At 52.3% G+C, this 24,276-nt stretch carries 24 protein-coding genes, 2 tRNA genes and 1 pseudogene; 13 read left to right on the top strand and 14 right to left on the bottom strand.

Annotated elements, in window-relative coordinates; translation table 11 throughout:
* Window positions 1–189: DJ-1/PfpI family protein (locus tag JRI89_02340; protein MBW2070071.1), on the bottom strand; the 189-nt coding region annotated here is incomplete at its 3' end.
* Window positions 190–469: 280 nt separating this feature from the next.
* Between JRI89_02340 and JRI89_02335 the strand changes: the two genes are divergently transcribed.
* The 4 genes from JRI89_02335 to JRI89_02320 all read left to right on the top strand — a co-directional run bounded on the left by JRI89_02335 (window position 470) and on the right by JRI89_02320 (window position 1,527).
* Window positions 470–547: transfer RNA gene (locus tag JRI89_02335), tRNA-Arg, on the top strand.
* 50 nt (window positions 548–597) lie between these two features.
* Window positions 598–674 (top strand) — tRNA-Lys (locus JRI89_02330).
* A 233-nt stretch (window positions 675–907) separates the two neighbouring features.
* Window positions 908–1,141, top strand: coding sequence for a ribbon-helix-helix domain-containing protein (locus tag JRI89_02325; GenBank protein ID MBW2070070.1), 234 nt, complete (start codon window positions 908–910; stop codon window positions 1,139–1,141).
* Window positions 1,142–1,143: 2 nt separating this feature from the next.
* Window positions 1,144–1,527, top strand: coding sequence for a type II toxin-antitoxin system VapC family toxin (locus JRI89_02320; GenBank protein ID MBW2070069.1), 384 nt, complete (start codon window positions 1,144–1,146; stop codon window positions 1,525–1,527).
* A 151-nt stretch (window positions 1,528–1,678) separates the two neighbouring features.
* On the opposite strand, the gene JRI89_02315 is transcribed toward JRI89_02320, so the two are convergent.
* Window positions 1,679–1,957 carry a hypothetical protein gene (locus JRI89_02315; GenBank protein ID MBW2070068.1) on the bottom strand — a complete coding sequence of 93 codons (279 nt, stop codon included), beginning with the start codon at window positions 1,955–1,957 and terminating at the stop codon, window positions 1,679–1,681.
* A gap of 322 nt (window positions 1,958–2,279) precedes the next feature.
* Here JRI89_02315 and JRI89_02310 point away from each other — a divergent pair, with 322 nt between their 5' ends.
* Both JRI89_02310 and JRI89_02305 read left to right on the top strand, forming a co-directional pair.
* Complete coding sequence (locus JRI89_02310; GenBank protein MBW2070067.1) at window positions 2,280–2,597, top strand: hypothetical protein; 318 nt, start codon at window positions 2,280–2,282, stop codon at window positions 2,595–2,597.
* 243 nt (window positions 2,598–2,840) lie between these two features.
* A complete protein-coding gene (locus JRI89_02305) occupies window positions 2,841–3,647 on the top strand; it encodes a helicase associated domain-containing protein (GenBank protein ID MBW2070066.1) in 807 nt (268 codons plus the stop codon).
* 44 nt (window positions 3,648–3,691) lie between these two features.
* On the opposite strand, the gene JRI89_02300 is transcribed toward JRI89_02305, so the two are convergent.
* From JRI89_02300 to JRI89_02245, 12 genes are all read right to left on the bottom strand, one after another.
* Entirely contained in the window at window positions 3,692–4,006 is a 315-nt protein-coding gene (locus tag JRI89_02300) for a hypothetical protein (GenBank protein ID MBW2070065.1), read from the bottom strand.
* A 313-nt stretch (window positions 4,007–4,319) separates the two neighbouring features.
* Window positions 4,320–5,429 carry an ABC transporter ATP-binding protein gene (locus tag JRI89_02295; GenBank protein MBW2070064.1) on the bottom strand — a complete coding sequence of 370 codons (1,110 nt, stop codon included), beginning with the start codon at window positions 5,427–5,429 and terminating at the stop codon, window positions 4,320–4,322.
* A gap of 12 nt (window positions 5,430–5,441) precedes the next feature.
* Entirely contained in the window at window positions 5,442–6,230 is a 789-nt protein-coding gene (locus JRI89_02290) for an ABC transporter permease (GenBank protein ID MBW2070063.1), read from the bottom strand.
* Entirely contained in the window at window positions 6,227–7,102 is an 876-nt protein-coding gene (locus JRI89_02285; protein ID MBW2070062.1) for an ABC transporter permease, read from the bottom strand. Before JRI89_02285 ends, JRI89_02290 begins: the two co-directional genes overlap by 4 nt.
* 36 nt (window positions 7,103–7,138) lie before the next feature.
* Window positions 7,139–7,312, bottom strand: coding sequence for a hypothetical protein (locus tag JRI89_02280; GenBank protein ID MBW2070061.1), 174 nt, complete (start codon window positions 7,310–7,312; stop codon window positions 7,139–7,141).
* Between the two features lie 196 nt (window positions 7,313–7,508).
* Window positions 7,509–8,690, bottom strand: a complete 1,182-nt coding sequence (locus tag JRI89_02275; protein MBW2070060.1) for an extracellular solute-binding protein — start codon at window positions 8,688–8,690, stop codon at window positions 7,509–7,511.
* Window positions 8,691–9,008: 318 nt separating this feature from the next.
* Window positions 9,009–10,673 (bottom strand): dihydroxy-acid dehydratase, encoded by a 1,665-nt coding sequence (locus JRI89_02270; GenBank protein ID MBW2070059.1) that lies wholly within the window; start codon window positions 10,671–10,673, stop codon window positions 9,009–9,011.
* Window positions 10,674–10,707: 34 nt separating this feature from the next.
* Window positions 10,708–12,471: an aldehyde ferredoxin oxidoreductase family protein gene (locus JRI89_02265; GenBank protein MBW2070058.1), complete on the bottom strand. Its 1,764-nt coding sequence runs from the start codon at window positions 12,469–12,471 to the stop codon at window positions 10,708–10,710.
* Between the two features lie 131 nt (window positions 12,472–12,602).
* Window positions 12,603–13,865, bottom strand: coding sequence for a 4-aminobutyrate--2-oxoglutarate transaminase (gene gabT / locus JRI89_02260; protein MBW2070057.1), 1,263 nt, complete (start codon window positions 13,863–13,865; stop codon window positions 12,603–12,605).
* A gap of 61 nt (window positions 13,866–13,926) precedes the next feature.
* Window positions 13,927–15,651 (bottom strand): trimethylamine methyltransferase family protein, encoded by a 1,725-nt coding sequence (locus JRI89_02255; GenBank protein MBW2070056.1) that lies wholly within the window; start codon window positions 15,649–15,651, stop codon window positions 13,927–13,929.
* Window positions 15,652–15,661: 10 nt separating this feature from the next.
* Entirely contained in the window at window positions 15,662–16,153 is a 492-nt protein-coding gene (locus JRI89_02250) for a trimethylamine methyltransferase family protein (GenBank protein MBW2070055.1), read from the bottom strand.
* Between the two features lie 12 nt (window positions 16,154–16,165).
* A complete protein-coding gene (locus JRI89_02245; GenBank protein ID MBW2070054.1) occupies window positions 16,166–17,149 on the bottom strand; it encodes a trimethylamine methyltransferase family protein in 984 nt (327 codons plus the stop codon).
* A 492-nt stretch (window positions 17,150–17,641) separates the two neighbouring features.
* Here JRI89_02245 and JRI89_02240 point away from each other — a divergent pair, with 492 nt between their 5' ends.
* The 7 genes and pseudogenes from JRI89_02240 to JRI89_02210 all read left to right on the top strand — a co-directional run bounded on the left by JRI89_02240 (window position 17,642) and on the right by JRI89_02210 (window position 24,172).
* Window positions 17,642–18,682 (top strand): LacI family DNA-binding transcriptional regulator, encoded by a 1,041-nt coding sequence (locus tag JRI89_02240; GenBank protein ID MBW2070053.1) that lies wholly within the window; start codon window positions 17,642–17,644, stop codon window positions 18,680–18,682.
* A 164-nt stretch (window positions 18,683–18,846) separates the two neighbouring features.
* Complete coding sequence (locus JRI89_02235) at window positions 18,847–19,479, top strand: corrinoid protein (protein MBW2070052.1); 633 nt, start codon at window positions 18,847–18,849, stop codon at window positions 19,477–19,479.
* 99 nt (window positions 19,480–19,578) lie between these two features.
* A pseudogene (gene mtbB / locus JRI89_02230) lies at window positions 19,579–20,964 on the top strand ([dimethylamine--corrinoid protein] Co-methyltransferase).
* Window positions 20,965–21,017: 53 nt separating this feature from the next.
* Window positions 21,018–21,665 (top strand): corrinoid protein, encoded by a 648-nt coding sequence (locus JRI89_02225; GenBank protein MBW2070051.1) that lies wholly within the window; start codon window positions 21,018–21,020, stop codon window positions 21,663–21,665.
* A 161-nt stretch (window positions 21,666–21,826) separates the two neighbouring features.
* Window positions 21,827–22,978: a methylornithine synthase PylB gene (pylB, locus tag JRI89_02220; protein MBW2070050.1), complete on the top strand. Its 1,152-nt coding sequence runs from the start codon at window positions 21,827–21,829 to the stop codon at window positions 22,976–22,978.
* A gap of 24 nt (window positions 22,979–23,002) precedes the next feature.
* Window positions 23,003–23,344 (top strand): hypothetical protein, encoded by a 342-nt coding sequence (locus tag JRI89_02215; GenBank protein ID MBW2070049.1) that lies wholly within the window; start codon window positions 23,003–23,005, stop codon window positions 23,342–23,344.
* A 27-nt stretch (window positions 23,345–23,371) separates the two neighbouring features.
* Window positions 23,372–24,172, top strand: coding sequence for a methyltetrahydrofolate cobalamin methyltransferase (locus JRI89_02210; protein MBW2070048.1), 801 nt, complete (start codon window positions 23,372–23,374; stop codon window positions 24,170–24,172).
* The last annotated feature ends 104 nt before the right edge of the window (window positions 24,173–24,276 follow it).

The following is a 24,276-nucleotide window of genomic DNA, read 5'->3' as shown; positions in this document are numbered from 1 at the left end:
CACATCCCGGGTGGCTATGTCTGCAGTTACCGGGTAGCCGGTCTTGCTCTTGTAGGTCACCCCAGCCTCAGTGCCTGCCACTACTACCTCGGCACCCTCCTCCCGCATGCGCAGTAGAGGATACCAGACCTCCAGCTCCTGATAGAGGTCCTCCACCAGGAGAAAGAGCTTCCTGCCCTGAAGTTTCATTGACGCTCCTCCCCGCTGCCATGCACCGGGAAACACCTTCCTGGCCCTGGCAGCAATGTTTTGCCCTGTACATCAGGAACCCCCTGTTGAGGGACTGCAATGTGTGCCCGCAGTTCCAGGTGCAGGGCTCCCATCTGAAATCGGCGCTTCCATCACACGGTCACTGAAGCCCTGCACACCTGACAAAAGCTAACAAGCCAGTCAATGCAGGTCAAGGTAAACTCTACTTACGAAAAATGCCTTGACATTTCATTGGCTACCACATATATGGAATTGCTATGCGCCCGTAGCTCAGCCCGGATAGAGCGTCGGACTTCGAATCCGCAGGTCGTAGGTTCGAATCCTACCGGGCGCGCCAGTTTTTTGGGCGCGACAAAATAATCTGCCCGCTCATCTGAATGTACAGCCGGGCCGTTAGCTCAACTAGGCAGAGCAACTGACTCTTAATCAGTAGGTTGAAGGTTCGATTCCTTCACGGCCCACCAGAAATATGAATCAACCACCTGACCCCTCCTGGCGAGGGGTTATTTTTTTCGGGGCGCCCGGGGGGCTGCAAAGGAACGGCTAACCTTTCACCGCAAGCTACAGACAAACAGGGTAGCTGCCTGTGGCTGAACACATCGTTGTTGCAAAGAATTCGCCGCACAACTTGCTATCAGCCTTGACAGAGAGCATTGATGATGTATAATGCTGATGTATACAGTACATGAGGTGTGGTATGGTACGAACACAGATATACCTGACAGAGCGTCAACGTGATCAACTGAGTGCTCTCGCCAAGGCAGTCGGCAAGAAGCAAAGCGAACTTATTCGGGAAGCCATTGATCGCCTCATCGATCAAGAGGGCCGCGGTCGAAGGGAGGCGGTGTTGCGCCAGGCTGCAGGAATCTGGAAGGACCGTAGGGATCTTCCAGACTTCGAGGCAGCGCGCGCTGAATGGGACAGGAACTGATCATGCCGCGGCCAATCCTTCTCGACACCGATGTTCTGGTTGATTTCTTGCGCGGCCGCCGCAAAGCAGTCGCCTTTATCAACACCAACTCTGATCGGATCATCCTCTCGTCAATCGTCGTTGCGGAGTTGTACGCTGGAGTGAAAGGTGATGCAGAACGAGCTGTTCTGGACAATTTCGTCTCGCTCTTTCGTGTCGTCCCCGTTAGTGCCAAGATCGCCAAGGCTGGAGGTCTCTACAAGCGAGATTATGGCAAATCGCACGGTGTCGGGCTTGCAGACGCCATTTTGGCAGCTACCGCTGAAGCCGAGAATGCAGAGTTCAAGACCCTTAACTGCAAGCACTACCCTATGTTGAAGGGTTTGAGACCAGCCTACAGAAAGTAAAAGGTCAACAGATCACCCCGGCAGACACGCCAAGCCTCGGTGCTTCGCGCCATGGGAATGCCGAGTTGACCGTTCGCGGCCCACCCGGTGGGCTCTTAGATGCCAACTACGGCTGCAGGGAGACTTAGTACTGGGAGTTACGGGTCTCAGTTCAAGGGTGGCGGCAAAGACACCCGTAGCGGTCATAGTTTATGTTATGGCATGAGCGGAAGAGCTGTTTCCCCTGTGCCCGCTTATGAAATGCTTCACGCCAAGCGCGAAGCTTCCAGCCGAAATGATCCTCCCGGCGGCCGTACTGGATGCCGGTGATTTCACGGTGGAACTTCTTCGGCAGCTCACCTGTCTGGCCGTCTGCCACCCGGAAATCCTTCCCCTGATAGCAGATCAGGCCCACGGGTGAAATAACTGCGGCAGTGCCAGTGGCAAACATTTCTTTTGGAGCCTCAATACTTACAACCGTCAACGACCCTTTCGATGGAGATCGGCCGGCCCGCCACCTCGAGGCCCCGGTGGCGAGCAGGCTGGAGCACAGAGCCTCTGGTGACGCCAGGCAAAATAGTGCCGCCCGGAGGCTGGGCGACAAATGCCTCCTGGATGAACCGCAAGGAGTATTGAACACTCTCAAATCGTGGTCCTGCGGCGCAGCCAGATATTGCGATTATGAGTGGTTGACACAGCACTCTATCATCCGATACTTTCTTCTATCAAACGCGAGTGCTCGACAGTTTATTTCCTTCAAAGGAGGTAATCTCATGAGAAACCGGTTTGTACTCGCATTGACCATCGGTATGTTCTCAACCTTTTTCGCCATGGTTCCCACCTTATCCTTTGCAAATGGAATCACCGTGGGTGCCGGAGTTACCATGACCCTGAATAATGTCTCACTGGATTTGCACTGCCAGGATATCACTATCAAGAATGGGGGTGTTTTGAACATGGCAAGTGGAAAAATCAGGCACACTGGGCATCTATACACGGAAAGCGGGGGGACATTCATCTGGGGAGATGGAGGCATTTATTTCTGCGGGGCAAGCATCCCGGGCATCATAATGCCCTTGTTGTCGCATTGAGTCAGTACTCATACAGGGTTGACTCCTTATCAAGAGTACATTCAGCACCTGGATGTCCATAGCCAGCTCAAAGGATGACCCGGGATCATAATATGACGGCTTGTGGCACCAAACTCCTGAGAAGCCGGGGCACCATAATCGTCACATCTGGACTTCATTGAAGGCTGATGAAAAATACTATAAATATCAGCCAACAATAAACGACTCTTGGCAGGAACTGCTCGAAAAGTGGAGGAATGGCTCATGAAATCATGCAGAACCTATGCGCTGGCTGCTTTTTTTCTTGCAATGACTTTGATCTTTTCAGGACAGTCTCTGGCTGGTGATATGGAGGTGAAACTGCCGGACAAAGATGACACCTCTTCCTTTCAGGTAAAAGATTCAGAAGACACTGTGTTAATGAAGGTGCAAAGCGGCGGCAATGTGGGCATCGGTACTGACACTCCAACCGTAAGGTTGACTATCAAGGCACAGGGGCTGGTTGGGGATCCGGCTCGAAGAATGATCAAGTTGATTCCAGGAGGAGCCCAGGGTCGCGTCTACATCTTGAGCCCTGTTGAATATCTCGATTTCCTACAAACTGATTCGAACGATAACCTGTTAGGACACTTGAACATCTCCGCCAAGAATGGTGAATTTCAGGGCTGGGTCACAATAAAAGCAGATGCCTACATAGACGGAGATGTTGGCATTGGCACAACGAACCCTTCCAGCAAACTCGAGGTTTCCGGTGGAGATATTCGAGTGACTGGCGGCAGCTTCATTGACGATGGAACAACGTTGAACGTCCCGGACTACGTATTCGAGGAGGGATATCGCCTCATCTCGCTAGATGAGTTGCGCGAATATATCAAGAGAGAAAAGCACCTTCCGGACGTCCCCAGCACCAGTCAAATAAAGGAGCAAGGCCTTAACATCGGCCAGTTTCAAATGCGGCTCCTTAGAAAGATCGAAGAACTCACCCTTCACATCATTGCCCAGCAGGAGCAGATAAAGAGCTTGGAAGCTGAGCTTGCCCGGATAAATCAGCAGCTCGGCAACTGGCATTAGACACCCGAGTCCCCAGCAACCGATCGGCCAGGATGTGAAAGGCTTCAAGACCATCTCTGCGGCCTCTGCTCGAGTATCCTGGCCTGTTTCTTGCGAAGATACATGGCGTGCCGCTGCTCGCTCAGTGCGGCATGCTCGAATTCGTTTTCTTTGTGACCACTCTCCTCATTGATGAGAAGGCCTGTGCGAATGATTTCAAAACGAAGAAGTGGGGAAGCAGTTTTCAGATTCACAAGATCCACCCTTTCGGTTTGCAGGGCTTCATAGTTTTTTTCCCTTGACCAGCCGAGCTGATCTTTGCGAGGGAGCAGTGCCAGATCAACGTCCTCAACCAGAACCTTCCCTGGAAAGAGGGCCAAATAGGTGGGCCAGCACCTGGCTTGCTGGTTTCAGGTCGGAGACTTGCCGGGTATTTCCCGGTTGCCCGGGTTTAACTGCAACAAGCTGGGACTCCGGCGCCTGGCTCTGGGGCAATTTTTCCCGAAATTTATAATAGGCAGGCAGGAACACAGTGATGATGCGCAATCCAGATCTGCGCCCTCACTGCATTCATTGAGATTTCGAGGAGACTGTTGATTTTCAAGTGTGGCTTGCTCCCATTGAGGAAGAGCTCTAACTGGCGACTGTCACCAAAGATATCGGCAACAGGACGAAGCGGCTTGCATAATTTGGTTATCCCTGCAAGGTAGTGCTGCTTTCCCGATCCCAGTGTACGGTTGTTTCTTCGCCTACACGATGATTATACTTTTCGACCAACCTGGCGTCCAGGTGAGCGGTAACAGTCTCCTCGCTCCTGCTGTTTGACAGGCAAATCTTCATCTCAACAAAATTTCCCTGATAGATCATCTCGATAATTCTGCCCCTGAATGCATTATCAACCTTGCCAGCAGTCCCGGCTGGCAAAACGTTCACTCTTTCAGGATGAACACAGATGCCGACGATATCATCACTGTCTGATTCCTCGTCAATGAGAGCAGTAACTGTCAAACCGCTTTCGGTTTCCAGTTGTATTTCTCTGCCGCCCCTGGCAATTACCTTTCCCAGGAAGATATTGGTAACACCCATAAAATCAGCAACAAATCTCGTCCTGGGAGCACCATAGATTTCCTCGGGAATGCCAATCTGCTCGAGCTTTCCCGCCTGCATGACTGCTATTGTGTCGGAAATGGCAAGAGCAACCTTCTGGTCATGGGTAACATAAAAAAAGGTTGTGCCGATTTCCTGTTGTATTCGCTTGAGTTCTCCCTGCATATCCTTTCTCAGTTTCCTGTCCAGGGCAGCCAATGGCTCATCCAGGAGCAAGATTTTTGGCCTCAAGACCAGAGACCTTGCCAGGGCAATCCGCTGCTGTTGTCCGCCGCTGAGTTGTGCTGGATAGCGCTTCTCCATCCCGGTGAGCTGCACCAGCTCCAACATTTCCCCCACTTTTTTTCTTATCTTGTCCTGGGCTAGACCCTTCCTTTCCAGTCCATACGCTATATTTTCTTCCAGGGTCATGTGGGGAAAAAGGGCAAGATTCTGAAATACCAGATTGCAATCTCTCTTGTAAGGTGGCACGTCATTGATTACCTTCCCGTCTATCAAGACCTCACCTTCATCCATGGTTTCCAGCCCGGCAATTATTCTCAGTGTCGTGGTCTTGCCACAGCCGCTAGGCCCCAGCAGAGAAAACACTTCTCCATGTCTTACTTCAAGATTAATGTGATCCACAGCAGTGATACCGGCGAACCTCTTGACCAGATTCCTCAGTTCGACGCAGGAGATATTCTCTTTATCCTCCATAATCTTCCACCTTTATGCTTGTTTCTGTCTCTGCAGAAAAGATATCAGGAAAATAAGGATGGTTGGCGTTATTATGAAAATTAGACTGATCGCATTGATGATCACAGGTTTCAGAGAATACTGTAACATTGAATAAAGATAGAGTGGCAACGTGGTAGTACCAACCCCAGCAACAAAATAGGTCACAGTAAAATCGTTAAACGACCATGGGAAGATAAGCGTAGCCGAGGCGAAAATAGCTGGAAGCAGGAGAGGTATTGTTATCTTTCTCCACGTTGTAAGTCTATCCGCCCCCAGGTCCGTAGACGCCTCCTCTAGACTCCAGTCTATTCTCTGCATCCTGCCCAGGGTAACAAATACAGCCAGTGGTGCACTGAAACTGATATGGGCTATGATAATAGCCAGATAACCGAGAGGAATATGGGCAATCTTGGTAAAGTAGACGAGCAGAGCCCCTGCCATAATCACATAAGGAATTGTGATGGGCAGCAGGATAGATATTCTCAGAACACGTCTCCCCGTAAATTTATACTTGTATAAACCATACCCCGCTATTGTCCCAATGATGGTAGCTACTACAGTTGTTACGCTGGCTATCAATAGACTTCTTAGAACTGACTGCAACAAAGCAGGAGTATGAAAAAGCTCTCTGAACCATTTTAGAGTTAACGACTCCCACTTCACGCCAAAGGGACTGGTGTTAAAGGCGAAAATGCAAAGAACGATGATGGGTCCCCATAGAAATAGATAGCCAACCATAGCCAGTACCATATCTATCTTGAAAAATCTTGGAGGCTTCATACAATCCTCTCCACTGCCTCTTCTCCACCCAGCTTCATGAACATGTAGATAAGCAGGACTACGGTGGCTGTTAACACCACAGCCATACTGGCGCCAATGGCGAGATTTCCTCTGACTACAAAGTAATGCTCGATCAGATTACCTGCCATCCACACTTTGTTGCCGCCGATTATGAGTGGCACAAGCCAGTCACCGAGAGCGGGAATGAAGGTCAGAATGGTGCCTCCGAATATCCCTCCCTTGGTTAAAGGAAGAGTTACTGTCAAGAATCGTGATACAGGGGTTGCCCCCAGGTCCAGAGACGCTTCCAGCAGAGCGGGGTCAATACCCTCCAGTGATGCATAAATTGGCAGGACCATAAAAGGGAGCCATATGTAAATCAGGCCCACTACTACTGCGGTGGGGGTGTAAAGTACGTTTATTGGAGATGAAATCAAAGCAAATTTGAGGAGAAAATCGTTCAGGATGCCAGGATAGCCCACCAGTTGCTTCAGGGCATAAATTCTGACTACATAACAGCTCCAGGAAGGAACAATTACCAGGAACAGCAGAAGTGGCTTGAATCTGCCTCCGTGTCTCGCAATCCAATAGGCCATAGGATAACCTATACATAGACATACCATGTTCGTAATGAAAGCGTAGAAGAGCGACCGGAGAACGGCTATGCCGTATCCTCCGCCACCGACAAACAGGAACCAGTAATTGCCCAGACTGAACCTGGAGGTGATCTCACCAGAAGGACCTGTTGCCAGAAAGCTCAGATAAATGATTACCACTACCGGCGCAAACACAAAGAGAGCAATCCAGAGTGAAATTGGTCCCAATGTCGGCAGAATAAGAAAATTGACTTTTCTTCTGAGAAACAATTTCACTTTTTTCCCTGTCCTTTCTTGGTCCTGGAGGCCGCTTCAGGAGATGACATCCAATTCGCCCTGATTACAGAAGATCTTTGCTTCCATGATACGGTTGCTGTGGTCACAGAGGGCGATGATATTCACCTGCCAATTTGGGCCCGCAGCCTTGATCCAGTATTTCACCAACCCGGCTGCTTTGAGCTGGTGAAAATAGATGTTCCATGGCAATGCCGCCCCCTTCCACAGTGGAACTGCACTCTAGATATATTGGACACAGTTCGTAGGAGCAAGATTCGAGGTGACCAGGAGGACGTCCAGATCCGCTGCCGTTCTCAGGCCGTGGCGTGCTACATGAAACATCCGGGCAAAGACCGCCCATCATCTGGCGGGAGAGCCTTGTGCCCTCCCCGCCATTTCGTTCCAGCTATTTCAGTTTTTCCCAGATCTTCGCCCGCAGCTTTTCACCCTCTCCCGTGAAAGCTTGTGGAGAGAGGACTTCACATTTTTCTCTGTATCCCTTCGGAGGCGTCATCCAGACCTTCACTTGAGCAGTGAGAAGACTGTCAATTGCGGCATGGCCATGACCGTAAGCGACTGTATTGATCAGTTTGGCAAAATTCTCGGGCCGATAAAGATAGTTAATGAACAGGTGAGTTGCTGCTGGATTGCTGCCTCCTTTGGGAATTACAATCAGCATGGGTGAGAGCAGGCAGCCATTGGGGGGATAGGCAACGTAGAAGGGGTTCTTGGGTCCTATCAGATTGCCCAGGGTCTGATAATCGTGAACCACCCCTTCAATGATCCAGACTTCCTGGGCCATAACCGCTCTCTTGGGCCAGGAATCAAAAGCCATTATGTGAGGTTTCAGACGGAGAAGAGCTTCTTCTGCTTGTTTCAATTCCTGCGGATTTGTTGAATTGAGTGAATAACCCAGGTATTTCAGTGTGTTGCCAATAACCCGGTTCATTTCGTTGCGCATGATCAGCTTGTCTTTGTATACATCCCATCCTTCAAAAAGAAATTTCCAGGAGGGAATACGAGGATCATTCTTGTTGATAAAATTAGTATTTATCACATATGCGTCGTAGCCGAGTGTAGTCAACACCGAGTAGTTATAGCCTGGATCCCAGCTGGCATTCTTGATATCCTTCGCCAGATAACGGTTCACATTTGGTATCCAGTCATGATTTATTTTTTCCAGAATGTTCCAGTTTCTCATGTACCAGAGTGATTTCGGATTTGTGAGCCAATAGTCATAGGCCGTTTTTGGATTCAAGCGAAATTTTGCCAGAGCTTCATCGAGATTCGGGTAGTTGTCTCTGACAATCTTGATTCCAAATTCCTTCTCAAAATCCTTGTATAATTCTTCAGGCCACCAGGCAGCCCAGTCGTACATGGCAAATGTCTTGCCTGCCACGGCTTTTTCAAAGCATTCTTGCGGCACCGGCTCACATCCTTTCGGCAGGGAAGCCACGTATTCTTTGTAGGTCCTGTATTTGCCTTTGGCAAAAGCAGGAGCTGCCACAAGAGCACATCCGACCACCAGAATGATCCCGGTCACGAAAATTCTAAACGCTGAGCCTTTTTTTCTCACCCGTGTAGACATGATAACCTCCTTGTGCTCCTCAGAAGTACTTGCAATAAGTGGGCAAAATAGTTGCCATTTTCGGCAAAATCACCCTATCGACTCACTTGCTGGGGTTCTTTCGGCAAGCTTTTTGTTCTCAGCCGGGCCTGATATTGCCTGCACCTCCTCTCCGGCCCTGTTCTCAACCCGCCACACCCTACTCGCCTCGAAGAAAAACCTGCAACAATGATCTCCCCAGGTGCATGCCCATATGGCATGAATACTGGCGAACTGGTGTGCACGCGCAATGCTTTTTTTCTCGACCTCGGGTTGCGTCGCTCTTCGGGTTTGCTCCCTTCAGTAGTCCAGGGCAGCGCCCCTGTCGGCTGATTTGGCTAATCTCGAATAGATTCCCAGATAGCCTCTGGCTATCTTTTTCTGTGGAGGAGTCCAGAGCTCGAGTCTTCTCGTCATTTCTTCAGGAGAAATCAACACATTCAGCTTCTCATTAGGGATGTCGATCTCAACGATGTCGCCGTCCTGAAGCACAGCCAGAGGACCGCCTTCTGCAGCTTCCGGAGCGATGTGAGCCACTGCACAACCCCTGTTCGTTCCCGATAACCTGCCATCAGTTATGAAGGCAATCCGGTCTTGCAATCCTTTCGCTGAAAGAATCCAGAGGAAACGCTGCAAGAGTCTCATCCCCGGATCGCCTTTCGGGCCGACGTATCTGACTACAACGATCTCACCTGCTGATATGCCGTCGGCAATCAGAGCGTCACAGGCAGATTGCTCATCAGGGAATATCCTGGCCGCCCCCTGGTGTTGCAGCATTGCCGTTGGCACAGCAGCCTTTTTCACAAGGGCCCCCTTCGGAGCCAGATTGCCCCTCAAAAAAATGAGTCCTCCTTCATTATCAATGGGCTTGTCTAGTGAATGAATGATTTTGCCATCTCCGCCCGATACCTTCTCCAGGTTCTCCCTCATCACCCGCCCTGTTACAGTCATAACCCGGGTCTCGAGAAGCGGCTGCAGTTCCCGCATTACTGCAGTAATGCCGCCGGCTTCATCCAGATCAGCGAGAAAATGTTTGCCGGGACCTGATGGCATAACATCGCAGATAAATGGTGTTGATCTGCTGATCTTGTTGAATCGATCCAGTTCAATATGCAGATCTAATTCTGCAGCGATTGCCTGCAGGTGCAAAACTGCATTTGTGGAACCACCAATGGCCATAAGAACGCGTATGGCATTGTCAAAGGATTCAGGAGGCATCACGTCGGAAGGCCTTATGTCCTTGTGCAGCAGACGCATGATCTGTTGGCCGGCTGCAAAGGCCATCCGCTGCAGCCTCGAGTCCGCACCCGGCACGGTAGCGTTTCCTGGCAGCGACATCCCCAGTGCTTCCACCATTGCGGCCATTGTATTGGCAGTACCCATTACAGGGCAGGCCCCGATGCCCGGGCATCCCCTCTCTTTTATCTCGCAGAATTCCGCTTCTTTGAGCTTCGCTTCCTTGAAGTCCCGATAGTACTCTGGGGCTACCTCCAGTGGATCTATAATTTTTCCTTCGAAACGATTGAGCTGCATGTATCCCCCGGTGAGCACCACAGCCGGTATGTTCAAACGAGCAGCCGCCATGAGGTGGCCGGGAATGACGTCGTCACAGATCGGCACGAGAACCAGTCCATCGAAGAGATTGGTCAGGGTCACTGTTTCAATGTAGCTGGCAACCAGGTCTCTATGTGGCAGGTGGTAGCTGTCGTTTCCAGCCATACTGGTGCAGATGGAGCTGATGACAAACTCTCTCGGCGTTCCGCCCCCAGCCCAGATGCCAGCTTTAACCGATGCTACCACTCGATCGAGATGAATAGCTGCAGGATTTATCTCACCCCAACTGCTCACCACTCCAATCTGAGGGCGGTCTATTGCCTCGTCACCATATCCCAGGCCCCTGATCATTTGTTGACGTTCAACCAGGGCATAATCAGGCAAATTACTGTCACTCTTTCTGAAGATCATATCTAACCTTTCAACACGACCAGGCTGTTGCAAGTCATGCAGGGATGCCGTCTTCATTCCAACCACGAAGTCGATAGTATTCCTTTCGCATATAGGCCAGCTCTTCACGCTTTAATTGTTGGCCTGTTTTCTCGAGCTTCTCGAAAAGCTTCTTGGGCAACCAATCGTCTTCAGGCTGCAGACCTTCCCTGATGTTGAATCGTCGAACGATATTGGCTATTGACGCAGCAATGGCCCGAAGAGCTTCTTTGTCGGGGCTCAGGCCAGTGACTGCCTGAACAGTCTCCCCCAGAATCTCCCATTGATAGAGATCTCGGTAAAATCTGCAAAGAATCAGAGCATCGAAAATGGTCAGACGATCCTCAAAATCCACCAGGAGCTCTGCTTTTCCTTCTATCTGCTCGGGGGCAATCATGCCACTGAGCTCCGGTTTATAGAAGGTGGTCCTCAAGTGGCAGGCGCCGCGGTCCGAGGTGGCAAATGCCAGCCCCATTCCTTTGAGCACTCTTGGGTCATAACCTGCAGGCTCCATCCCTTTCACGTGCACTGCTATATCCTCGAGAGCCCATTCTCTTGCGGCATACTTGATTCCTCTCGCAAGAATATCTCCTATGCCGTCTCTGTAGGCAATCATGGTGAGCAGTTTTGCAATACCGTCAACGTCCCCGTAATCGATCTCATAGTCTGTCTTTGCTCTCTTGCGAGCCTCGATGGTGAAGGCGCACAAATTCCCTGCTGAGATAGTGTCCATACCCAGCCTGTCGCAAAGGTCGTTGAGATAGGCAATCTCTTCAATGCTGTCAACCAGACACAGCCCCCCGAAGGCAAATATGGTCTCGTATTCCGGCCCTTCCAGTTTTAGCCCGGCGTGTCGACCGTGCTTGACGGTAGTCATCCGGCCACAAGCCATAAAGCACCTGAGGCAGGCATTCGCCTTGACTTCGCATCTGCTGTGCAGGGCGTCAGCACTGATGTTTTCCCATTTGTCGAACCTGCCCTCGGCCCAGTAGCGGGTGGGAAAGGCGTTGGCGCTGTTGACAATCTTCACCAGCTGGGAAGTGCCCATGGCTTTATAAGCATGGACTCCAGGGTTGTCTTTGGCGGCAGCAGCCATTTTCCTGGCTATGGCCCTGACCTTTTCTTCGTCATAAAGTGGCCGTTTTCGATCGCCCTTGAAGACAACGGCCTTCACCTTCTTGGCCCCCAGGACGGTCCCCACTCCTGTTCTGCCGGCTGATCTCCAGTGGTCGTTCTTTATTACGCCAAAACAGACCCCATTTTCCGCTGCCGGTCCAATAACCACGGCCCCTGTCTTTCTATACCGGCCTTCAGAGCTGCCGTATCTGATCAAGACCGCATCTTCGGTCTCGTAAGTTTCCCTGCCCCAGAGATTCTCGGCAGCATGAAATTTAACTGCCTCTGGGCTTATCTCCAGGACAATCGGTTGTTCGCTCTTGCCTTGAATGATAATGGCGTCATAGCCGGCAGCATCTATGGCCTCTGGCACTTTGCCGCCCGAGTAGGATTCAGCGTACAGCCCTGTTTGCGGTGACTTTGTGAACACACCATAGCGACATCCTCCCCAGATCTTGCTGCCGGTAAATGGCCCTGTGGAAAAGATCAGGCAGTTGTCCGGGTGTAAGGGATCGATGCCCGGTGGATTGAACAAATGAAGGAGATAGGAAGCCAGCCCTTTGCCGCCGAGGTAAGCCGAGTAAATAGTTTCCTCAATGTTCTCAAAGTGATAGCTCTGGTCGGTTACGTTGATCTTCAAAATCCTGCCATACTGCCCAAACATGACAATTCCCCCTCAGGTAGCCTCTTCCGTTAATGTGACAAGACCTGCAAAGAACTCTGGGGGCCGACTGATGCTCGAATCTCTGCAGTCGTCCCTGTACTGTCCTCTACCCCCAGATTCATCAGGAGTTCCTACTGGTGGATGTGCTCCAGGCCTGCTTCTAGTATCGAAAATCCCTTTTCGAGTTGCTGGTCCGTAATGACAAAAGGCGCCAGGCAGCGCACAACGTTTCCGTAGATGCCGCAGACTAGAAGAACCAGGCCATTTTCATTGCAGTAGCTGACAAGCTCTCTGGCTTCATCTGTGGCTGGATCGCGGTTGGGCCCTTTTACCAGCTCAAATCCCAGCATGGCACCCAGTCCTCTGATATCACCCACGAGACTGTATTTTTTCTGCCATTTTTCAAAACGAGATCTAAGTTTGTTGCCCAGGGCCCGGGATTTTTCCAACATTGATTCCGATTCGAAAATCTCCAGCACCGCCAGTGCAGCGGCACAAGCCACCGGGTTTCCACCATAGGTGCCGCCAAGTCCTCCCACATGCACGGCATCCATGATCTCTGACTTTCCTACAACTGCGGCCAGGGGCATGCCGGCGGCAAGGCTCTTGCCAACCACTATGAGGTCTGGTTCAATTTGCCAATGTTCGCTGGCGAACATCCGGCCTGTACGTCCCATACCGCTTTGAATCTCATCCATTATGAACAGGATACCGTTGTCGCGGCATATCCTGGAAACTTCCTGAAAATAGCCGCTTGGAGGTGCCACAAAGCCCCCTTCGCCCTGCACGGGTTCAGCGACTACGGCTGCAACAGACTCTGGATTGATCTGCCTCACAAAAGAATCGTAGAGTTTTTCTGGACCGGAGGTGTCTGCAAATGGCAGCCGGTAGACCTCCGGCGCAAATGGACCAAATCCCATCTTGAATGGGTTGACCTTTGTGGTCATTGTCATGGTCAGAAGTGTTCGGCCATGATAGCCATTGTCAAACACAATAATTGCCTGGCGCTTGGTGGTATAGCGGGCGACTTTCACGGCGTTTTCCACAGCCTCGGCACCGCTGTTCAGAAAGACTGCCTTTTTTGGAAAATCACCGGGTGTCAACCGGCAAAGCTTTTCAGCCAGTTCAACCGCCGAAGCATAAGGATTGACCATGAAACAGGTATGGGTAAGTTTTTCAGCCTGCGCCTTAATCGCTGCCACAACCTTTGGATGGCTGTGACCCACGTTCATGGTGCCGATGCCTCCGGCAAAATCAATGTACTCCCGACCCTCCACATCACGAAGTATCGCCCCGGCAGCCGACTCCATAAATTTCAGCGACACATTGCCAACCGCTGTAGTAATGGCCTGCTTTCTCCTTTCTGCCATCAGTTGATTCGTTACGCCATCCATTGACCGTCTCCTGTGGTATTGGTTTCTACCAGATGTTCAGCCAGTCTGAGTATCCCACACTTCACTTCAGCGTGTTTCCGGTACTGGCCGCAAGACCATCCTTCCGCTTCAGTTCAGCCTCGTACTCGGTTATGATCCTTCGCATTGTCTCTGCCGCCCCCCCTGGCAGTGGCGCCGGTTCATGCGTCGCCAGAACGTGGTTGGCCTTCTCATATGCTCGTTCTGTAAGGTCTTTCCCCCCTGTCTTATTCATCCACATGGATCTGTTTCTTCTGTCAAAAAGGTCAGCCTGGGAGAGCGTCCCCATATTGTCGATGGTATGCTGCCGGATCAAATAATCGCCCCCGGGTCCAACGGTTTTGATGACATCCAGGGCCAGGGCGTCGCTGCTGATCGGCATACCCCTTCGCAGGTGTTGAATTCTGCGGATCTGCTCGCAATCCATAATAAGCTTGGCGTAGTCGAAGGTCAGTCCGGACTCCAGGGCGCCAGCCCCGTAAACAAAGTGCGCCCCACTCAACGCCGCCACAGTGGCTGACAGGGCAAATTCATAGGCCGCCTGACAATCAGGCAGTTTACTGTCGGAAAGCCCCCCGCCCACCAGGCATGGCAGCTCGTAGTAGTGGGCCAGTCTGGTGAGTGCGGCGCTGATCATACCGTGCTCTGGAGCGCCGGTGGCCGGGACGCCGAACCGTAAGTCCATTATGGTGCTGCAGCTGGCGTAGGTACAGGGTGTGCCTCTGACTGCCAGTTGAGCTAGCGCGATGGCGGCGAGCACTTCAGCGTTATGAACAACAAGGGACCCTGTCAATGTCGCCGGAGACGTGGCTCCGGAGAGCACCATGGAGATTGGACAGACACCAATACCGAGCCTGGCACATTGAATAATGACCTCACAACACATTCTTGCCAGAACCAGCGGGCTGGTTGGACAACTGAAGGCGGTTATGGTCGGGCGCCTGCGAAAGTTTTCCACTCCACCCACACAGGCGGCAGCCATCTGAGCGATGCGTTTGACATTTTCGGCGCTGTAAAAGCCAAGGAAGATGTGTTTGCTGGTATTGCTGACCATGACTTCATAGTTGTGCAGAGGCTGGGTCGGGGCGAATTGATCTAGAGAACCCACCGGTCTTTCGACCACGACAATCTCCTCCAGCCGGTCACAGATCCTGGTGATCCTGGCCAGATCATCTTTGGTTGTGGATCGAACCCGGCGGTCAACTGGATCTATTATCTGCACGCATTCACCAAAGGTGGTAAAACCTACTTTGCCAGGTTCAGCCACGTAGTCGTCTTCTGGGAGGCGGCCATGATAGACGAGGCGGCTCGGTGCCGAGCTGATGCAATCCTCGATCAAAGCAGGGGGGAATCTGACCACGCTGTAATCATCCCGAGGTTCCACTCCAGCGCCTGCACCGTGGAAGATTTCCAGCGCCTCCTCTGACTCCACCCTGATGCCGACAGAGTGAAGCACATCCAGGGTCGCCTGGTGCACCGTCTGGAGCTGCTCATCTGTGAGGACCCTCAACTCGAAACAGCATCCCTGGCTGCTGTCCGCTCTTGCTTGCTGTCCCGCCATATGATCGCGGCTCCCAGATGCTTGTGTGGACCTTCTCCCTTTCTCATTCGACCTGGTGCAACTGCCCCGGGTCTCACTGTCAGGGAGACTGTTCGGTCCCAGGCCAATTAGTGTATTGCTGCCAGGATTACGATCCACCTCACCACCATTGAGTTCAAGCCCGGTATCCGGCGGCAGTTTACCTGCCCGGGAGTCTCTGACGATCATTGAGGACCGGCTAAAATGGTGGTCGATGTCTGCCAACCCTCAGTTGATCCTCTGTCTCCTCCACGATCGCCCTTATCTCGGCTCGAACCTCGTCGGCAAGGGGTGGAACCTGATGTTCTTTCAAAATGCGCCGAGCCTCTTCGAGTGCTCGCTGATGCAGATCGGTGCCCCCACGCTCCTGCCACTTTTCCCGGTTGCGTCTATCGATCAACTTCGGGTGTGACACCGATCTCATATAATTGAAAGTGGTCTGGTGACTGACGAAATCCTTGAAGGGTCCTATTTCTTTGATGACATCCACAGACAACGTTTCGTCGTTTACCGGGATTCCCCTGACGCAGTATTTGATCATCTGCGCGAATTCGTTGTCCATGACCAGTTGGCCGAAGTCAAAAGTGACGCCCATTTCCAGCATTCCCAAGCCATAGATCAGGTTGGCCCCTGCCAACGCTGTCAACAAGCCCGTGAGCGTCTTTTCATGGCCAATCTGGGCATCAGCAATCTTGCTGTCGCCCTAACCACCAGCCACAAAGCTGGGTAGACCATTGTAGCGGGCAAGCTCTGCCACCCCGGCATTGATCATGGCGCATTCCGGGCTGCCGACGGTGGCAGCAGCAAAACGGAGGTCCATTGCGGTGGTGGAGCTGCCGTACATAATTGGCGCCCCTTTGCAGGTTAACTGGTTGAGGGTCACCGAGGCCAATAATTCCGCGTTGTGGTCCACCAGTGTCCCAGCCAGGTGTATCGATGAGGAAGCTCCTGCCATGGCCATGGAAATGACGTTCACCATCATGCCGCAACGGGCAGATTCCATGAGAATTTCGCAAGTATCGTTCACCAGTCGCAGCGGACTGACCGGACAGGTATGAAAGGAAACCAGAGGCCGCTGGCGCAACCTGTCTTCACCCCCCACAACTGCACTGGCCATCTTGACTATCTGACGCAACTGGTAGCCGCTGAACGGACCAATCATGCAATGCTTGGTGGTATTATTGAAGAATGCCTCCGCATTGTGCACCGGGGCAACTTCTGCAGGCACATCGTGGGCCCCCACAGCACGGTTGTACACCGATACTTCACTCAGAAAGTCACCAAGCTTGGCCGAGTCGGCCACATCCTTCTTGGTGGGCTCGCGCAATTCACCCGTCTCGAGATCAGCTATAAGAATACCTTCACTAAAATTCGTGAAGCCCACCCGATTACTTTCTACGACGAAGTCATCCTCTGGCCGTCTACCAGCCATAATAAACTTTGGCGGTGCGGAACGAAGCGAATCTTCCACCAGATAAGGCGGCAGCTTGGCGATTTTCTTCTTGTTGTCAATGACCGCGCCGCCGCCGTCCAGAATTTCCAGAGCTTCTTCATTTTCCACAAAGACTCCTGTGTGTTGCAACACCTCCAGCGTAGCCAGGTGGATGTCGTAGAGTTCGTCGTCCGAGAAGATCCTGAAGCCGAACCCCACGCTCTGGGTCTTGCCAGCATGTAACGTCCGTTTCATGCATGCACCTCCCTTGGATCAAGTAAGGTTTTCAGTGACAAAGTCATACTTGCTCTAGACCTATACCTTCAACTCTCAGTGGGCGGATCGCCTGCCATGAGTGTTGCAGCGACAAGTCCGATCACCTAGAGGAAAATGACCCGGCTTGCCGGGTTCGTTCCACCCGATTTGCCGCGCATGATTAGAAGGGGAACATAAGAAGTGGGGTGAAACTTAAACGTTAAAGTAAGAATAGAAAGAGAATTTTTATTTGTCAAGAAAAAAAACAAATGTACAGCGATCCTGTCGATTCACTTATAATATTTACTAATTTTAGATTGTTACGCTCTAGTTAAACTGGCTGAATTACGCCCGAGACATTCCCCCAAACATCTATCAGGAAATCACACCTTTTTTCTTGACAGCCACGGATATGCAGTTGTAAAGTGGAGAGCAACTTTAACGTTTTAGCCAAAAATCCTCCAGGTTTCGGGCTGACAGGACAGGTACCTATTGAAAAACAGGGCTACCATAAAAGACATTGCAAAGGTGGCAAATGTCTCCACCACAGCGGTGTCCATTGCGCTGAATAATCGGCCCGGTGTGAGCTCGAAAACGCGCCAGAAGATCCTCAATATAGCCAAGAAGCTCAACTACCAGCCCAACTATATTGCCAGGAGTCTGATCAGTCGCCATAGCTACACTATCGGCCTGATTCTCAACAGCATCACCGATCCATTTTTCCCCGAACTTGCCAAGGGCGTGGAAGAATATGCCAATAAATTTGGCTATAATTTGCTGTTATGCAACACAAACCGTGACTTGCATGCAGAGAAGCGCGCCATTGAAATGCTACGCTCAAAGGGTGTTGACGGCATCATTCTAGCCACAGTTACAAACGACGATCCGAATATTGTGCCGCTATTAGAAGATCGTTTTCCCTTTGTTCTGATCAACCGCTTTTCCATGGACCCCGCTCTGGAAAACAGGGTAGATTATGTGGTCCTGGACAACTACAGCGGCGGCTATGCAGGGATAAGGCACCTGTGGCGACTGGGCCATGACCGCATCGCTATCGTCAGTGGTGAAAAGAACACCTCTACGGCCACTTTGCGGACAAGTGGTTCTCTGCAGGCGCTCAAAGATTGCGGCCTTGAATATGATCCGGACCTCGTTGTTGAGGGAGGCTACCAGCGCCACCTGGCGTACCGAGCAGCCAAGAGACTGTTAGCTATGGAAACGCCCCCCACCGCCTATTTTGCCCACGACGATTATATGGCCATCGGTGTTCGCGAGGCCATTCTGGAAAAAGGACTGAGGATACCACAAGATGTCGCCCTGATGGGATTCGACGATACAGAAATTGCCTCGTTTGCCGGGATAGAGCTGACGACAATCAGCCAGAAAAAATACGAAATGGGAGCCAAGGGTGCCGAGATCCTGATAAAAAAGGTCGAGGGAGTCCTGTCAGGAATAGTCCAGCAGCTTATTCTGGAGGCGCAGCTCGTCATACGCAAATCCTGTGGCCACCATCTCCATGGCTACATACGCTGACTTCTGAAGCTGTGCCCGGGCAGTGCCAATGGCTTTTTAGCCTGCCTGGAAAGTCAATGGCTGTCTGGAAATCTACGGCAGCCCCCTTGGCGAGACAGTTTGCCTGAGGTCTTATTGGGTATTGCTGATGATTCCTTTTAAGATCAACCAAAGGAGAGGCAGCAATGATAGAACTGCAGCAAATCACGCAAACATTAATAGCAGGGGATGCTGACCAGGTTACCAGTCTAGTACAGAAGGCTCTGGACGAAGGCGCCGACCCAAAAACTATTCTTGATAACGGACTGGTCAGGGGCATGGACATTGTTGGTGATAGAATGCAGGAGGGAGATATATTCATCCCGGAAGTGCTCATGGCAGCCAAGGCCATGACTGCTGCGGTGAGCGTTCTCAAACCTTTGCTGGCTGACGCTGACTGCAGCGGGGCAGGCAGAGTAGTTATCGGCACCGTCAAAGGAGATCTGCACGACATTGGCAAGAATCTGGTGAGTATGATGCTCGAAAGCGCAGGTTTTCAAATCACAGATCTTGGCACAGACGTCTCGCCGGAACACTTTGTACAGGCAGCAGTGGAGCAGAACGCTCATATCATCGGTATGTCTGCCCTGCTCACTACGACCATGCCTGTGATGAAAAATACCATTGACGCTCTGGTTGCCAGCGGCTTGCGGGATCGTGTAAAGGTGGTCATTGGCGGTGCTCCAGTAACCCAGAAGTATGCAGACGAGATCGGTGCCGACGGCTATGCTGCAGATGCCGGATCCGCTAGCAAACTGGCCAAGGAACTGGTTGCCTGACCTTCCGCGGCCTCCCATGAGAGTCAGCTCTGTTGATGCAGTCGGCAACTACAAACAGGGAGCAGCATTGGAGAAAAAAGAGGTGAGAAAGGAGGTCACATGCGTCGATTCTTTCATCGTCTAGGCGACGGGACCGCTGTAGAAATGACTGAAAAGGAAATCATGGCGGATCTTGTCGAAGGAAGTGAAGACGCCGCGGATCGCGGCCAGGTTCAGCCGCTTGCCAAGGAAGAGTATGACTATCTGCTCGCTATTTTTTGTGCGCCTTACAAGTTCATCAGTGTTGAACCGGGTCAGGAAGTCATACTCAGCTACGATGCCGGCACCCTGAAAATCAGACGCGTGGGGGTCAACGTCGACCGCATTGCAGCGCTGCAGATCTATGAAAAAATCATGGGCGCTGACACCATGGAGCTGGCTCACGTAGACTACAGTTACAAGCCTGTCAAACCCCTTGCCGGATTCGAACAGCCAGTGCTCGAGCAGGCCCTGTTGTACACGCATATTCCGCTGTTCTACGGGGCTCAGCCGAATCTCGGACTGTACAGCCAGCCGGATGGCCCCTTCCCCAACCCGGCCGAGTTAATGCCGCGGGGCCAGATCAAAGAAGCCCAGGAGTCCTACGAAGCGTCGGTTGAAGAACTGGTAAAAGACATCGTTTTCATCTGCAGCCTGATGTATGAATCGGGCGCTGACGGCATTAACCTGGATACCACCGGAGCTGCTGGAGACGCAGATTTCTTGGCCGCCCTGCTCGCCACCGAGCAGCTCAAGAAGAAGTACCCTGACATGTGTATCGAGCTGGGTATGGCTGGAGAGTTTGTCCTGGGTATGCACAGCCAGTTGACTTACCAGGGCGAGCGGTTGGCTGGCATGTATCCGCACCAACAGGTAAAGATGGCCGAGGCAGCCGGCGCAACTATCTTCGGTCCAGTCTGCAACACCAACACCAGCAAGTCTGCTGCCTGGAACCTGGCCAGAGCGCTCACTTTCACAAAGGCATGCGGCGCGGTCAGCAAGATTCCGGTTCATCCCAACATGGGAATGGGAGTCGGAGGGGTAACTGTCAACGATCAGCCACCAGTGGATATGGTCTCCCGTTCTTCGGCGGCTATGACCACCATCTGCCGGCTGGACGGCTTGTAGGTTGGTGTTGGTGATCCCTTTGCTATGGCGATCACTCATGCACATGCCTCGGGAATGGGCGGAATGCGGGCTGCTGGAGATCTGGTGGCGCGCGTGCAAATGGCCCGGGGATTGAGAATCGCTGCAGCAAAAGAGTACGTGGCCGACAAGTTGGGCGTTGCAATAGCTGAGCTCACAGACCCGATCATCATGAACGAGGTGCGCACAGATCTGGGCATTGGAGTGATCACACCTCTACCAGGTGTTCCCAAAGGCATCGAGGCCAAGTTCAACATGGCAAGGGTTCTCGACGTCGAGATAAATTGCCTGAATCGCTTCAAGCAACGGACTGAATTGTGAGTTTCGGACTCACCGTCGTCAACAGAGAAAGACTCATTGAAAGGATAGTGTCAATGATTGATGAAAAGCTTCTCAAAGCGGCCAAGCAAGCCATCATTGAACACAACAAAGAAAAAGCCGTCGAGCTGACCCGCAGCATTCTCTCCAGCGGCATGGACGGTATGGAATTGATGAACCAGGTATTCATCCCTGCTATCAACGAGGTTGGCGACAAGTTTGGCCGCGGCCTCCTGTTCCTTCCCGAATTGGTTCAGTCAGCCGATGCCATGCAGGCGGTCACAGAGGTAATCAACGAGTCGCTGCCTGCCCGGGAGGCCAGAAAGCAAACAGCCAGGGTGGTGCTTGCCACGGTAAAAGGGGATGTCCATGATATCGGCAAGTGCATCGTGACTTCCTTGATGCAGGCAAATGGCTTTACTGTATATGATCTTGGCCGGGACGTGGATATAGATCATATTGTGGAAGAAGCGGTAAGGTTGGATGTACAGATTATCGGCACCAGTGCCCTGTTGACCACCACAATGGCTCGACAGAAAGACCTGGAGGACGCCCTGAAGAGCGCCGGCGTGCGCGATAGATTCAAGACAATCGTCGGAGGCGCCCCGGTTACTGCCCGCTGGGCCGCCAAGATAGGCGCCGATGCCTATGCGGAGGACGCCCAGGAGGGCGTAGTTAGAGTAAAGGAACTGCTGGCCGGCTGAAATGAGCCTTACTGCCTCAGCAATGTTGCCGTTTGCCCACCTGGCAGCCCGGCTGTTGTCGACGGCAGTGCCGCCCCTGCTGGAAGATCTGGGGCAGGCAAATCCGCTGAGGATTCACAGGTAACAGGCCGCTGCCGAGAGACTTGAAAGTTCTGAAGCGAATGACTCTCTGCCGCAATCGAAGAACCTTCCGGCAAATCCTCGATGGTGTTCTCCGGGGCTCAGTCCTCGAGCCAGAGGATGTGGCTGCTCTGTTCAGGATTCGGGAAGGCAGCCAGGTGGAAGCGTTGTTCAAGACGGCTCGAGCAGTCCGTGAACGGCATTTTGGAAATCGGCTGTTTCTTTACGGCTTCGTCTACATCAGCACCTTCTGTCGAAACGACTGTTCCTTTTGCTACTATCGGCGTTCCAATAATTTACCTGTCCGCTACCGGAAAACACCAGAGGAAATTATCGAAATATCCTGCCGGCTTGCCCACTCCGGGGTGCATCTGATCGACCTGACCATGGGGGAAGATCCTGATCTCTACTGTCACGGACCCCGAGGTTTCGCAGAGCTGGCAGAGCTGGTTGCCCGGGTGAGATCGACAACGGGGCTGCCGGTTATGGTTTCACCGGGAGCCGTGCCCGACGAAGTCTTGAAAACCCTGGTCGAGGCAGGTGCAACCTGGTACGCCTGCTACCAGGAAACGCATAATCCTGCCCTGTTCAGAAAACTTCGAATCGGCCAGAGCTTTCGAGAACGGATGCGAAAAAAAACCATCGCCCGCAGCCACGGGCTTCTGATCGAGGAAGGAGTTCTATGCGGTGTCGGCGAGACAGAGGCTGATCTGCACCTATCCATCGAAACCATGCGGGCCATCGATGCTGATCAGGTCAGAGCAATGACCCTTGTTCCACAGAATGGCACACCACTGGGACGGTGCGCTTCGATTACCTGCCAACGGGAACTGATGACTATAGCTATCATGCGTCTGGTTTTCCCCAACCGCCTTATTCCGGCCTCTCTCGACGTCAATGGCCTGGCCGGTCTCAGGGAGCGGCTGCTGGCCGGGGCCAATGTGGTGAGTTCGATCGTGCCTCCGGGCAAAGGGCTTGCCGGGGTGGCCCGCAGCACCCTGGATATTGATACTGCTAGACGTACCTGCGAGAGCGTCCAGCAGGTGCTCTCAGATCTCGGGCTGCAGGCAGCCAGTATGGCTGAGTATCTTGCCTGGCTGAAAGAACGGCAACAAGAAGTCGCCCGTGGGTTGTTGCAGGACTCTGTTGTACACCTCGATCAGGAGCAAGGCATGGCAGTACGCTTTGTCTGACACCATACTGCCTGGAGGTGATTCTTGAGCAGCAAGAAGCCGACCAAGAGATATTACCGCAAGAGGGTGGAGCTCTTCAGTCTCATCGACAAGATCAAGATCTGGCCGTCTCGAAGAGGCACTCTACACGGCATCAAAGCTATAGAAAGATCTGGTGAGACAGCCCTGCTCACAACTCATTGCAACAAGACGTTCAGGATCAACAACTCGAGAAATAGCAGGGCGGCCAGATGGCTGCGAAACAAGTGGTTCAAGGGCGTCTGCCCCGCCTGCCGGGTGCCGCAGTGGAAGCTTGAAAAATACGCCTCCACCCACTTCAAACGTCATTATGGCTCACAGCTCTCGAGCGAAGACCGGAAGCCATAGATGAATCTGTTGCACAAGGAGAGATGCATGCTGATCATTGGCGAACTTATCAACGCAAGCAGGAAGAGCATAGCTGCCCACATTGAAAATCAGGATGTTGAGGCCATACAAAAAGCTGCCAGGGAGCAGTTCGCTGCTGGAGCGCATTACATTGACGTAAATGCCGGTGTCTTCGTGGGCAAAGAGCCTGAATTCCTCGAGTGGCTGGTGACTACCGTACAGGAAGCGGTGCCTGCCCCCTGCTGCATCGACAGTCCCGACCCGGAGGCCATCGAGGCTGGCCTGGCCGTGCACAAGGGTACACCGATGATCAATTCCATATCGCTGGAAAAGGAGCGCTATGACAGGCTGCTGCCAATACTGGCCGGGACAGACCACAAGGTGGTGGCCCTGTGCATGAGCGACCAGGGGATGCCAGAGACTGTGGAGGACCGCCTGGCCATTGCCGACCAGTTGGTCAACGGCCTGTTGCAAAACAACGTCAAGATGGAAAACATTTATGTGGACCCCCTGGTACAGCCGCTGTCTGTAAACAAGGATTTCGGTATGGAATTTCTCAATGCAGTCGAGAAGATAGCAGCCACATTCAAGGGAATCCACACCATCTGCGGCCTTTCCAATATCTCCTATGGACTGCCCAATCGTAAACTCCTGAACCAGCTGTTCCTGGTGATGGCCATCTGCAAGGGACTCGACGGGGCCATAATCAACCCTTTGGACCAGCGCATGATGGCAAATATCATTGCTGCCGAGGCTCTGGCCGGCAAAGACGACTACTGTATGAACTACCTGAAAGCACATCGAGCCGGCAGTTTTGCTCTGGAGTGAGGCAGACGTTCTGCCGGGAGACAAGAAAAGGCACAAGCAGGCACCATTAAAACCGGTGCCATAATAGTTTATACTAGTTGCTGCTCTCTCAGGCTTGGGCCTGC

It is taken from the genome of Deltaproteobacteria bacterium (assembly GCA_019309045.1).
GTDB lineage: Bacteria > Desulfobacterota > Syntrophobacteria > BM002 > BM002 > JAFDGZ01.
The sequence above is the reverse complement of the archived record's forward strand: the minus strand, read 5'-3'. Positions and strand labels throughout refer to the sequence as shown.